We start from the raw sequence: 12,434 nt of genomic DNA, 5'->3' as shown, positions 1-12,434 counted from the left end.
TTTTTATTAGGAAATTTATCTCTTTAAAGAAAATTCACTCAATAAATTCTAAAATTTCTATATCTAAGATTTTATCTCCTTGGCGTATTGAGTCTAGCACCTCTAAACTTTCCTTATCTTCCAAATCAATTTGCCCAAAAATAGTATGCACTCCATCTAAATGAGGCTGTGGGCTATGGCAAATAAAAAATTGTGATCCACCGGTATCTCTTCCTGCGTGTGCCATTGATAAAGTTCCACGTAAATGCTGATGCTTTTGATCATCACACTCGCAAGGAATTTCATAGCCAGGTCCGCCTGTGCCATTGCCATAAGGACAACCTCCTTGCACAACAAAATTTGGAATCACTCTATGAAAAGTTAAATCTTTATAAAATCCCTCATTAGCCAAATTGGCAAAATTACAAACCGTTTGAGGAGCTTCATCCGCAAAAAGCTCAACTTTCATCGTGCCTTTTTCTGTTTTAATTAAAGCAAATTTATATTTGCTTGCGTTACTAATATCTATTTGCTTAAGCATTTTTTCTCCTTATTCTATATTGGTATAAACAGCTTGAACATCATCATCTTCTTCAAGTTTATCTAAAAGCTTTTCTATATCGTTAAGTTGCTCTTCGCTAAAACTTAAAGGATTGTTAGCTATATATTCAAGTCCGGCTTTTTTAAGCACCAAACCTTTAGCTTCTATAGCCGAGCTTAATTCTCCAAAGGCAGTATAATCTCCACTGATAACTAATTCTTCTTCATTTTGTTCTAATTCTTCAAGACCAGCATCGATTAGATCAAGTTCTAATTCTTCTAAGTCTCCTGCAAATTTTTCAAGATGAAAAACCGCTTTTCGATTAAACATAAAGCCCAAGGATCCATTTTGCAAAATTTCTCCGCCATTTTTACTAAAAATAGCTTTTACATTTGCCACTGTTCTAGTAGGATTATCCGTCATACACTCAACGATCACTAAAACTCCATGTGCTGCTTTTCCTTCATAATGGATGTTTTTTATATCCACGCTATCTTTACCACTCGCACGTTTAATCGCTGCATCGATGTTATCTTTAGGCATATTATTAGCTTTAGCAGTCGCTATAGCACTTCTTAATTTTGGATTCATATCAGGATCAGGCCCACCTTCTTTGGCTGCTACTTGTATAGCCTTAGCAAGCTTAGGAAAAAGCTTACTCATCTTATCCCATCTAGCCTCTTTAGAAGCTCTTCGGTATTCGAACGCTCGTCCCATAACTTTCTCACTTTCTTAAAAAGATTTTTACGCTTGAAAGTATAAAACAAAAAGGCTGATTAAAGCTTTAAATGATATGATTTCAGCACTTAATTTTTAAAGGATTAGAGTGATTGTAGTAAAAAAAGAACTTTTTAAAGCTTGGTTTTTTTTGATATGTGCGATTGTTTTTGAAGTTTTAGGCACAAGTTTTTTAAAAATGGAAAACGTGATTTTGGGTTATTTTTTTATGGCTATGTTTATTGCTTTTTCTTATTTTTTTATGGGAAAAGCAATAAAAAAAATTCAAATTGGAATTGCATATGCAGTCTGGGAATTACTAGGTATTATTTTAATCCTTGCAATTTCTTTTATCATTTTTAAAGAGAATTTAACCCTAAGTCAAATTCTAGGCATTATTTGTTCTATAGCTGGGATTATTATGATCAATATTGGAGAAGTTAAAGAGTGAAATTTTATCTACTAGTTATTATTCTATCTGCATTTTTAGATATCCTAGCCAATTTATTACTTAAAAAATCAGATGGTTTTAAATATAAATTTTGGGGAATAGCTGCTATTTTTAGTGCTATCTTAGCTTTTTTTCTACTCTCTTTTGCTTTAAAATACGTGCCTTTAAGTATTGCTTATTCGACTTGGGGTGCTATAGGGATTATCGGAACTTGTGCTGGAGGCTGGATTTTATATAAAGAAAAATTAAATAAAATAGGAATTTGTGGCGTTTTTTTAACTATAGCGGCTGTGATTTTACTCAATATATAAATTCCGCTACCATAACTTAAAAATTACAAAATCTAACTAAATCAACCAAACCATAATTAAAAAATTAAATAAAATGAATTTTCTTACTGATTTAATTATTCATTCTATTTTTAGCTTCAATTCCCATCAAAGCAAAAGCGGTTCTTATGCTTAAAGCAACCATTGCAAATAATTTCAACAAACTATCTTCATTCTCTGTTCCAACTACTTTATTTTCATTATAAAATTTATGAAAACTTGCCGCTAAATTTTTTAGATAATCTGGAATTTTTTGCAAAGATTTGCTATCAAAAGCATCATTTAAAACAGCTTTTAAATTTAAAGCCTCAAAAAGCAAGTTGATCCCATCTTGATTTAAATTTTCTAAATCGGCTTTAATAATATCTGCGACGCTTTTATTTGCTTTTGCAAAAACTTGATGAATCCTTGCATGAGCGTAATTGATATAAAAAACAGGATTTGAACTATCTTCTTTTTGTAAATCACTCACGTCAAATTCTAAATGAGTATCACATCTTTTACTTAAAAATATATAACGTAACGCATCAGATCCTATTTCATTTAAAACATCGCTCATTAAAATGAAATTTCCTGCTCTTTTACTCATCTTGTAAGGTTCTCCATCTTTAAGCAAAGAGACCATTTGTGCTAAAATGATTTCAAGATTATCAGGATTAAAACCTAAATAATCCATAGCCGCTTTCATTCTAGGAATGTATCCGTGATGATCCGCTCCCCAAATATTGATACATTTATCATAACCACGACTCATCTTATCTTTATGATAAACTATATCAGCAGCCAAATAAGTTCCACGACCATCTTCACGGATGATCACGCGATCTTTTTCATCGCCCTTTAAAGAAGAGGCAAGCCAAATTTTTCCCTCTTTTTCATAAATACCTTGATGCTCTTTTAAAGCTTCTAAAGTTGAATTTAAAGCATCATAATAGGATCTTTCGCTTACATAATTATCGATTTTAATTTTTGCTTGATCTAAATTTTGCTTGATTAAAACAAGCATTTTATCTTTTGCCCAATCCGACAAAGAAGGGATATTTTCTTCCTTGAAAAAATCTTTTCCAAATTTTTCATAAGCCTCTTCAGCCAAATCGCTGATATAATCACCTCTGTAATACTGCTCTGGATACTCTACTTCCTCTTTTAAAATTTTCTCTTTCACGCTTAATAAAACAGAAAGCCCAAGAAGATAAATTTGATTGCCTGCATCATTGACATAATACTCTGTGTCAAATTTATAACCCAAATGTCTTGCTACTCTTGTCAGAGTATCTCCAAAAATAGCTCCTCTTGCATGACCTATATGCAATGGACCCGTAGGATTTGCACTCACGTATTCAAGTAAAAAAGTTTGAGTTTTATGTTTATCTTTAGCAAAATCATCTGGATTTTTCAAAGCATCACTGGCAAGTTGATTTAAGAATTTTTTTGAAATTTTAAAATTAAGATAACCATTGATAGCTTCAACCTTTTCAAAACAATGATGATTTTGAAATTTTTGTGCTAATTCATCGGCTATAATCATAGGAGATTTTTTAAATTCCTTAGCTAAAGAAAAGGCTAAAGGTGTAGCAAAATGTGCTAGATTTTTATCCTTAGGATTTTCAAGTATAAAATCGCACTGCAAAACCTTTTTGACTTCATCAAAAATAATATTTTTCAAGAAAAAACCTTAAACTTTCTTCGTTTCATCTATATTTGCATCTGAATTTGTATTATTTGTTATGTTTTGCTTTTCTTCAATTTTTTGAGTATTTTTAGCTGCTTCATCGTCGCTATTCATCTCATCTTTAAAGGTTTTTATACCCTTGCCCAAACCTTTTGCAAGTTCTGGAATCTTTTTCGCTCCAAAAAGCAATACAACAATTAATAAAATAATCAACCAATGACTAGGACTTGACCAACCACCCATTTTACTCTCCTTTATTCCAAGTATTTTGAATTCGATCTAGATCTTGCCCTTTTGTTTTAAATTTGTGGGCAATTAAAATCGCTCGCAATGCTTCATAACTTTGATCGAGTTTATCATTTATGATCAAATAATCATACTCGCAAAGCTCTTTCATTTCATCACTTGCATTTTCTAATCTTTTTTCTAATTGTGTTATTGTATCAGTATTTCGCTTAATAAGTCTTTTTTTTAACTCTTCTTTATCCTTTGTTGTGATAAAAACGGAAACAATTTTATCTTGCAACTTTTTTTTGGCTATTTTATATCCTTGCACATCTATATCAAGAACGACTATTTTTCCATTATTAAGTGCTTCTTCTGTATATTTAAGAGAAGTTCCATAAAAATTTTCATGCACTTTAGCCCATTCCAAAAAATAATCATTTTTTATATCTTCTTGAAATTCATCATGACTAACAAAATAATAATGCACTCCATTTTTTTCATCTTCTCTTGGTAATCTTGTAGTAGATGAAATAGAAAAATAAAGCTCTGTTTCAAATTCTTCAAAAAGTTTTTTTAAAAGTGTAGATTTACCTGCCCCACTAGGGCCTGACACTAGTAAAATAAAACCACTCAAACATTATTCCTCATTGAAACTTACGTTAATATTAATATTCATATTCATACCCTTAAGAGCCGCTTTTAAAGTATCATCTTTAATGCTTGAAGTGATTGCTCCAGCAATACTTTGACTTAATTCATTTACAATCTCTTCTTCGGCTGTATCCTTACTCGTAGATACAGATGATTCTTCTGAAATTTCTGCCTCTTCTTCAAATTCTTCATCGATTTGGGCTGTTACTTCTTCCCCTAAAGCTTGTTGTATTTCACTTTCTTTAAGCTCATCAAATTCACTAGCTGATAAATTAGGGACGATCACTTCATCATCATCAACTTGTAAATCCTTTGTATCAAAAACTGGCTCATCTTTAAAATCTTCTAAAATTTGAGGGCTATCATTGTCATCTATTTCGTGTTCAAGTTCATCAAGCTCCGCTAATTCTTCTTTTATTTGATCTTGAGTGCTTAAATTTCCAAAATCATTACTTTCATCTAAAGGTGATTCTTCTTCTCCTTCAACAACTGGTAAAAAATCTTGTTCTAATTCTTGGGTTTCTTCTTTTGCTTCACCTAAAAATTCAGCGTCTTCTGGAATGTCATTAAAATCAACTTCTTTTTCTTGCTCCTCAACTATAGGCAATTCATCATCTAAAGTCTCTTTTTCAACATCAGCTACATTTTCATTCTCTTCATTCAAGACTTCTTTTTCCTGTAAAATTTCTTCATTTTGTTCTTCTAAAACTTCGTTAGATTTTTCTTCTATAATTTCATCTTCTATAGCTTTTTCTTCATTTGCTTCACCTATATTGTCAGCTTGAATCTCCTCTATAAGAGCTTCTTCATTGATTTCTAGATCTTGATTTTCTTGTTGCAATTGTTCACTAGCATCTTGCTCTTGGATATTTTCTTCTATCTCAGCAGAATCATTTAAAGCTATTTGATTTTCATCTTCTAAAATGTCAATATCATTAGTTTTTGACTCTTCATCTTCTAAATTTATATCTTCTGCATTTTCTTCATTTTTGATTTCTTCTGTATCATCTAAAGATAATTTTTCCAAATCCTCATCTAATGAAAGTTCATTTTCATCACATTCAAGATTATCAACTTCACTATTTGCAGTATCTTCTAAATTCAAATCTTCTGTATCAGAATTATCGGTTAAATCATCAGTAGAATCTTCAATTGGTAAAGTAGTGATAGTATCATCTATTTTTAAATTTTCTCCATTAAGTAAATTTAAAAAATCTGTAGGTAAAAATGGTTTATATAAAACTTGTGCATCAATATCTATGGTTTGATTACGTGGAGCTAAAAATATTAATTTATCACATTTTTCTTGTAAAATTTTTAGAGGCGCAGGAGTATCGCTATCTACAACAATAACATCATAATGTCCTAAATTTTCATCATAAGCATCAAGCTCTTCAAATTCATAAGACATTTTCTTAGCACTAAGGCTTATCAGTTTTGATACAACCGAATTTTCATTTAAAAGTAAAATTTTCATCGCTTTAATCCTTAAAAATAATTACTATTCTACAAAATTTTCATTTATCCTTTGCTTAGACAAAAAAGAGAGTTTGCATATGAGTAATTGTTTCCAAAATCAAATCTTTAAAATACTGCATCATTACAAGTAAAATAGCTATTAAAACCACGAAACCTAAGGCTATTTTAATAGGATAACCAATCACCATAAGGTTAAATTGTGGCATTGTTTTCATCAAAAGTCCAAAAATAATATCAGATAGAAGGGAAATTCCAAGTATAGGAAAACTCATAGTAAAACCTATAACAAATATATTTAAAATACCAGAATTTAAATATTGCATTAAATTTTCATGTGGATAAAAACCGCCTAAGCTAATGTATTCTAAAGAATGACTTAAAAATAAAAGTATAAGATAATGTCCATTAAATGCCAAAAAGAAAAGCAAAGCAATTAAATGTAAAATTTGAGAGGTGATAGGCATGTTTGTGCCTGAACTTGGATCTAAAACACTTGCCATGGTAAATCCCATAATAAAAGCTATTTGCTCTCCTGCCATCATTATAATGGCAAAAATAATTTGAAGCATTAAACCGGCTATCATTCCAAATATAACTTCGCTTAAAAGTTGGATAATAAAAAAACTATCCAAATGCAAATTCTCAAGTCTTGCCAAAGGATATAAATACATAGTTAAAAACAGTGCTATAGTTGTTTTGATAATTATAGGGATAGAATTATGAGAAAAGAAAGGAAAAAAAACTATAAGACCACTCATTCTAGCAAACAATAACATAAAAGTTGCTACATTTTTATCGCCTAAATAATTAACAAATTCCATTAGAGTTTAAAATATAAGTTTTATCACAAAATTTCGCAAGTTTATCATCATGAGTTACAAAAAATAAAGCTGCATGATTTTCTTTTGCATAATTTATCAAAAGCTCTATGACATTTTTTGCATTTTCAAAATCTAAATTTCCAGTAGCTTCATCTGCAAATATAATTTTTGGCTTTTTGCAAAGCACTCTAGCTATACTGACACGCTGTTGTTGTCCGCCACTTAATTTTCCTATCTTTTGATTTAAAAGCTTATCAATGCCTAATCTTTCTAAAATTGTTTTATCCAATTCTTGGTGAGATAAAACACTAGCAAGCTCTATATTTTCCAAAGCTGAAAAGCCTTTAAAAAGATAATGGGTTTGAAATATAACACCAAAATCATAACGACGAATTTGAAGTCTTTCGTTTTCATTTAATTGATAGAGGTTTTTATCCTTATAAAAAACATTGCCTTGATTAGGATAAAGTAAAGAAGAAAGTATATGCAGCAAGGTTGATTTTCCACAACCGCTGCTGCCCTGAATGGCAATACAATCTTGCGTATTTAATTTTAAATTTAAATCCTTAAAAAGCGGATAATCAAAACTATGAGTTAAATTTTCCGCTCTTAAGAGTTCCATTGAAAACCATTTAAAGTTGTGCAGCTACTTCAGCGGCAAAATCTTCAGTTTTTTTCTCCAAGCCTTCGCCAACCTCAAAACGAACAAATTCGACAATTTTTATTTTTCCGCCCAATTCTTTTTCTTTTTCAGCAATAACCTGTTCTATAGTTTTTTTATCATCCATTACATAAAACTGACCCATTAAAGTCAATTTACTATCAAGTTGAGAATTATCCGCTATAAAGCTATTCATTTTTCCTAGAATAATATTATCCCAAATTTTTTCAGGTTTACCTTGTGCTTTAAGCTCTGCTTTAATATCTTCTTCAGCTTGTTTTAAAATTTGTTCATTTAATTGCTTACGGCTTGCAAATTTAGGAATTTTAAGCTCTGGTTTGTTTGGATCTTTTAGTCTTCTTCTTTCTTCATTTTCTTTTTCAAGTTCAGCAACCAAAGCTTTATATTCATTTTCTACAAAAGAAAGATCTAGATCTTCATAACTTAAATAACTAGGCTTCATAGCGGCTATATGCATACAAAGCTGTTTTAAAAAGTCTCTTGATTTTGATGCTATATCAGCATTATCACAAGCAGCCGCAATGATAACTCCTACACGGCCATTTGTGTGGATATAGCCATTTACAACACCATTTGCACTCGCTTTTAAAGTGGCAAATCTTCTCACAACCAAATTTTCTCCTATAGTTGCAATTTGGCTTTTTAGATATTCTTCAAATTTAACTCCATTGATTACACTTGAGTGAAGTTCTTCAACGCTTTGCAAATTATTACACTGAATGTGAGCTGTTGTATCTTTTGTTAAAGCAATAAACTGATCGTTTTTAGCCACAAAATCCGTTTCAGAATTGATCTCACTAACAGTTGCACATGTAAAGTCATCACTTACTTTTACACTGACTAAACCTTCAGCTGCAAGTCTATCTGCTTTTTTTGCGGCTTTACCTAACCCTTTTTCTCTTAAAAGCTGAACTGCTTTATCAAAATCTCCATCAGTTTCACTTAAAGCATTTTTACAATCCATCATCCCCGCACCAGTACTTTCGCGGAGTTCTTTTACCATTGCAGCAGTAATTTCAGCCATTATTCTTGCTCCTCTTTAAAATCTTCTTCACTCATAACTTCATCTAAAACTTCTTTTTTCTCTTCTTCTGTAATTTCTCGATCTGTAGCTGGAATTTCACCATCTTGCTCTCTTAAAGCTTTACCTTCATTGATTGCTTCAGCCATTTCTTGACAAAAAAGTTGCACAGAACGAATTGCATCATCATTGCCTGGTATAGGATAAGTTACCAAATCAGGATCGCAATTTGTATCTAGCGGAGCTACAACAGGAATTCTTAATCTATTTGCCTCTTGCACTGCAATTTTTTCTTTAACTGTATCAATAACAAAAATCATATCCGGCTGAGTTTTTAAATGGCGAATTCCTCCAAGATAAGCAAGTAATTTTTCTTTTTTTCTTGTAAGCATCAAAGCTTCCTTTTTAGTTAAAAGCTTGATACTTCCATCTTCTTCCATTTTTTCTATAACTTCTAATTTTCTGATTGATTGACGAATGGTACCAAAATTAGTCATCATACCACCTAACCATCTGTGATTTACATAAGGCATACCACATTTTTCAGCGTATTCTTTTATCGCTCCACCAGCTTGTTTTTTTGTTCCCACAAAAAGTATAGTTTTTCCTTCAGCTGCAGCATCACGAACGATATTGTAAGTGTATCTAAAATATCTCAAAGTTTTTTGTAGATCTATAACATAGATACCTTTTCTTTCACCAAAAATAAATTTCTTCATTTTTGGATTCCATCTTCTTGTTTGATGTCCAAAATGAACACCGCATTCTAATAAATCTCTCATGCTAACCATGATTTCTCCTTATAAATTTAGCTTTATTCCTCCGCACCCCTTAACTCAACAAGCTAAAAAGGAAGTTGGTGCGTGTGAAATTAGGCTAGTATTATAACAAAATAAAATTTAGTTTTCACTTATAAATTATAATTTTGAGTGTTTAAAAATGGATTTAAAGATTAAAATATAAGAAAATTTTGCCACTTTAGTGGCAAAATTTTAATGAAGTTTAGACCAAACTGAACGTTTCCAACCTATAGCAAAAATACTTAAAATGACAAAGAAAATCATAATATAAATTCCTGTGCCTTCTCTTTCTTCTTTTTTACTATCGCCAACTTTTTCGATATAAGAAACAACTTTAGCTTGAGCAGATTCTGTTAAACCAACTCTTGGCATAGCAGTTCCTGGAAGGAGTTTTTGAGTGTTATTAATAAAATCGTGAAGATATTGTTCTCCACGAGATCTAATCATCATTGAAAGATCAGGTGGTATAGATCCTAAATAACCTTTCAAATCATTATGATTTGAAGCTGTGAAAAATTTATCATATTTAACATCATGGCAACGACCACAAGCTTCTATAAAAGTAGCTTTGTCTTTAGCAAATGCAATATCTTTTTCGATTAAAGCTGTTTTTTCAGGGCTATTTTCTAATTTTTTATATTTAGCCTCTACTTCTTTTTTAATCATAGCATCTTCATTAGCCTCAAATTTAGAACTTACATCTTTAAGATAAGCGATTACATTAGCTATGTTTGCATTCATAACTTCTGGAGTATCTTGGTAAGGAGGCATTATAAAAGCATCTCCGAATTTATGATAAACCTTTAACGCTACCGAAGGATTCATAATCAAAGCGGCTAAAAATTTTTCATCAAAAATAGCTCCAGCTGAACTTAAATCAGGAGGAATAACCCCGAAAGTGGAAGAATCGGCAACCGGTGCTGGTATATTATCTTGTTTAATACCATGGCAAGAAACACAATTGGTATTAAAAAATTCTTTACCTTTAGCAACATCACCTTTGGCTAAGTCTATTTTTGCAACACTATCCCAAAGAGTTGCAACTTGATTTAAATCTTCTTTTGCCTTATCAAGATCTTTTTGAGCGCTTTCTATTCTTTTTGAATCATTAGCTTTTTTAGCTTCAGCTAAAGCAAGTTCTTTTTGTTCTACTATACTTTTAGCATAAGCTGTGTCTTCGGCAGAAAAATCAAAATTCGCAGGAGCAACATGCGGTTTCATTATAGAATGCGCATAGGGTTCAACTCCCCAATATACAAGGGCAGTAAATACTACTACAACTAAAAATATTTTTAGCTCTCTCATTATTTAGCTCCTTTTCTTTCCATAATAGTAATAATAGGTAAAACAACTAAAAGTAGTAATAAAAATACTATAGAAGCATAAAAACCTACCCAAGCATTTACACCCGTTGGAGGTAATTTTCCATAAATGGTTAAGACAATCATATCAACTAACAATATCCAAAACCAAATGAAAAATAAAGGTCTCTCATGAGCTGGTTTTACCACTTCACTTCTATCAAGCCAAGGAAGTAAAAAGAAAATCACTTGAGCAATACCAAAAGCCGCTAAACCGATATCGAAAGCTTTAATACCTGCAATATCAAAGAAAAATCCTCTTAAAACTTCATAGCTCCATAAAAAATACCACTCAGGGTAAATATGTGCCGGAGTTTTAAGTGCATTTGCCGGATCGAAATTAATAGGATCCATTGCGAAATCAAATTTAAAACAAACCAAATAGAAAAAGAAAATCATAAATAAGCAAATATACATGAAATCCTTAGACAAAAAGCCTGGCCAAAAAGGAATTACTTTTGAATTTTTAGTATCTCCTGCCATATATTTTTCTGCTTCTAAATCAAAATCTAATTCTTCGGCAATTTCATTATTTACATGTGGAATTCTTAAAGAATAAAAATGGAATGCAATGATTGAAATGATCACTATAGGAAGCAAACAAACATGGAGCATAAAAAATCTCGTCAAGGTTGGATCTGATACAGCATAATCCCCACGAATCCAAATCACAAGTTCAGGACCTATAAAAGGAATCCCTCCAAAAAGATTAGTAATAACTTGTGCAGCCCAGTAACTCATTTGCCCCCAAGGAAGCATATATCCACTAAAAGCTTCAGCTGAAAATACCACGAAAAGAAGCATACCACTTACCCAAATCATCTCCCTACCGCGTTTATAAGAACCGTAATAAATTCCAGTAAGCATATGAATATAGATAATCAAGAAAATCACAGAAGCAGCCACACCGTGCATATGACGCCAAAGCCAACCATAATCCACCTCTTGCATGATTGTCTTATTTACACTATCAAAAGCAAGTGCAGTATCAGGTTTATAATACATTACAAGCAAAAGACCTGTAATAAAAAGTACCGCAAAAAGAGTGGTTAAAATAACCCCCATAGCCCAAAGAAAATTAATCTGCTTTGGAATCCAATATTTTACCATTAAAACATCAAGCAATTTATGAATGGCTAATCTTTGATCAAGCCAATCCACAAGCCCATTTGCTTTTCTAATATGTGCCATACTAAGCCTCCATCATTTTTTTGTATTCTGGTCCCTCTTCGCCTAAAACAAGCTTAGTCCCTTCTATTTTAAAAGGAGGGATATCAAGAGGTCTTGGAGGAGGTCCAAAAATATTTTTTCCGCTTGTATCAAACTCACCGCCATGACAAGCACATTTAAAAATCTGCTCGCTTGGGTGATACGCTGGAATACAGCCTAAATGAGTACAGAGTCCTATAACAACAGTATATGCGGCATTATCAACCACAATATCACGCTTGGTATCTTTTGCCATATTTGCATCTTTTTTTAAGATAAAAATAGGCTTTTTTCTCCATTCTATTGTTCTAAGCTCTCCAGCTTGCATTCCTGATAAATCTACTGTAGTAAATCCTGCAGCTTTAACGCTTGGAAGAGGATCCCAAGTCTTTTTCATTGCAACAAGTGAAAAAGCACCGCCTACAGCAGCTACTGTCCCAAATGCAAAACCCATAAAGCTTCGTCTGCTTTCAGATGTAGCCATAACTAATCC

15 protein-coding genes are annotated in these 12,434 nt (G+C 31.8%); 2 read left to right on the top strand and 13 right to left on the bottom strand.

What is annotated here, in order from left to right:
• Positions 1-34: 34 nt before the first annotated feature.
• Together CQA76_RS06415 and CQA76_RS06410 are read right to left on the bottom strand one after the other, a co-directional pair.
• Positions 35-520, bottom strand: coding sequence for a peptidylprolyl isomerase (locus tag CQA76_RS06415; protein WP_137622599.1), 486 nt, complete (start codon positions 518-520; stop codon positions 35-37).
• A gap of 9 nt (positions 521-529) precedes the next feature.
• Entirely contained in the window at positions 530-1,237 is a 708-nt protein-coding gene (locus tag CQA76_RS06410; RefSeq protein WP_137622598.1) for a YebC/PmpR family DNA-binding transcriptional regulator, read from the bottom strand.
• 109 nt (positions 1,238-1,346) lie between these two features.
• Between CQA76_RS06410 and CQA76_RS06405 the strand changes: the two genes are divergently transcribed.
• A complete protein-coding gene (locus tag CQA76_RS06405; protein ID WP_137622597.1) occupies positions 1,347-1,688 on the top strand; it encodes a DMT family transporter in 342 nt (113 codons plus the stop codon).
• Positions 1,685-1,999 (top strand): DMT family transporter, encoded by a 315-nt coding sequence (locus CQA76_RS06400; protein ID WP_137622596.1) that lies wholly within the window; start codon positions 1,685-1,687, stop codon positions 1,997-1,999. Before CQA76_RS06405 ends, CQA76_RS06400 begins: the two co-directional genes overlap by 4 nt.
• A gap of 91 nt (positions 2,000-2,090) precedes the next feature.
• Here the strand turns inward: CQA76_RS06400 and argS are convergent, their stop codons facing one another.
• From argS to CQA76_RS06345, 11 genes are all read right to left on the bottom strand, one after another.
• Positions 2,091-3,683, bottom strand: coding sequence for an arginine--tRNA ligase (gene argS / locus CQA76_RS06395; RefSeq protein ID WP_137622595.1), 1,593 nt, complete (start codon positions 3,681-3,683; stop codon positions 2,091-2,093).
• Between the two features lie 9 nt (positions 3,684-3,692).
• On the bottom strand, positions 3,693-3,932 hold the full coding sequence (locus CQA76_RS06390; RefSeq protein WP_137622594.1) for a Sec-independent protein translocase subunit TatA/TatB: 240 nt from the start codon (positions 3,930-3,932) through the stop codon (positions 3,693-3,695).
• Position 3,933: 1 nt separating this feature from the next.
• Positions 3,934-4,551, bottom strand: coding sequence for a guanylate kinase (gene gmk / locus CQA76_RS06385; protein ID WP_137622593.1), 618 nt, complete (start codon positions 4,549-4,551; stop codon positions 3,934-3,936).
• A 3-nt stretch (positions 4,552-4,554) separates the two neighbouring features.
• Positions 4,555-6,045 (bottom strand): hypothetical protein, encoded by a 1,491-nt coding sequence (locus CQA76_RS06380; RefSeq protein ID WP_137622592.1) that lies wholly within the window; start codon positions 6,043-6,045, stop codon positions 4,555-4,557.
• A gap of 55 nt (positions 6,046-6,100) precedes the next feature.
• A complete protein-coding gene (gene fliR, locus CQA76_RS06375; RefSeq protein ID WP_137622591.1) occupies positions 6,101-6,868 on the bottom strand; it encodes a flagellar biosynthetic protein FliR in 768 nt (255 codons plus the stop codon).
• Entirely contained in the window at positions 6,855-7,490 is a 636-nt protein-coding gene (locus CQA76_RS06370) for an ABC transporter ATP-binding protein (protein ID WP_137622590.1), read from the bottom strand. The genes fliR and CQA76_RS06370 overlap by 14 nt, the downstream gene beginning before the upstream one ends.
• A 10-nt stretch (positions 7,491-7,500) precedes the next feature.
• The gene (tsf, locus tag CQA76_RS06365; protein WP_137622589.1) at positions 7,501-8,574 is read right to left on the bottom strand and encodes a translation elongation factor Ts; all 1,074 of its coding nucleotides are present in this window, start codon (positions 8,572-8,574) and stop codon (positions 7,501-7,503) included.
• On the bottom strand, positions 8,574-9,362 hold the full coding sequence (rpsB, locus tag CQA76_RS06360) for a 30S ribosomal protein S2 (RefSeq protein WP_137622588.1): 789 nt from the start codon (positions 9,360-9,362) through the stop codon (positions 8,574-8,576). The genes tsf and rpsB overlap by 1 nt, the downstream gene beginning before the upstream one ends.
• Positions 9,363-9,563: 201 nt before the next feature.
• Positions 9,564-10,676 carry a c-type cytochrome gene (locus tag CQA76_RS06355; RefSeq protein WP_137622587.1) on the bottom strand — a complete coding sequence of 371 codons (1,113 nt, stop codon included), beginning with the start codon at positions 10,674-10,676 and terminating at the stop codon, positions 9,564-9,566.
• Positions 10,676-11,923: a cytochrome b gene (locus CQA76_RS06350; RefSeq protein ID WP_137622586.1), complete on the bottom strand. Its 1,248-nt coding sequence runs from the start codon at positions 11,921-11,923 to the stop codon at positions 10,676-10,678. Before CQA76_RS06350 ends, CQA76_RS06355 begins: the two co-directional genes overlap by 1 nt.
• 1 nt (position 11,924) lies before the next feature.
• Positions 11,925-12,425 (bottom strand): ubiquinol-cytochrome c reductase iron-sulfur subunit, encoded by a 501-nt coding sequence (locus CQA76_RS06345; protein WP_137622585.1) that lies wholly within the window; start codon positions 12,423-12,425, stop codon positions 11,925-11,927.
• Between the last annotated feature and the right edge of the window lie 9 nt (positions 12,426-12,434).

Origin of the sequence: Campylobacter aviculae (genome assembly GCF_005406215.1) — a bacterium.
In the GTDB taxonomy this organism is placed as follows: domain Bacteria; phylum Campylobacterota; class Campylobacteria; order Campylobacterales; family Campylobacteraceae; genus Campylobacter_D; species Campylobacter_D aviculae.
This window is presented reverse-complemented; position numbering and strand designations above follow the sequence as displayed.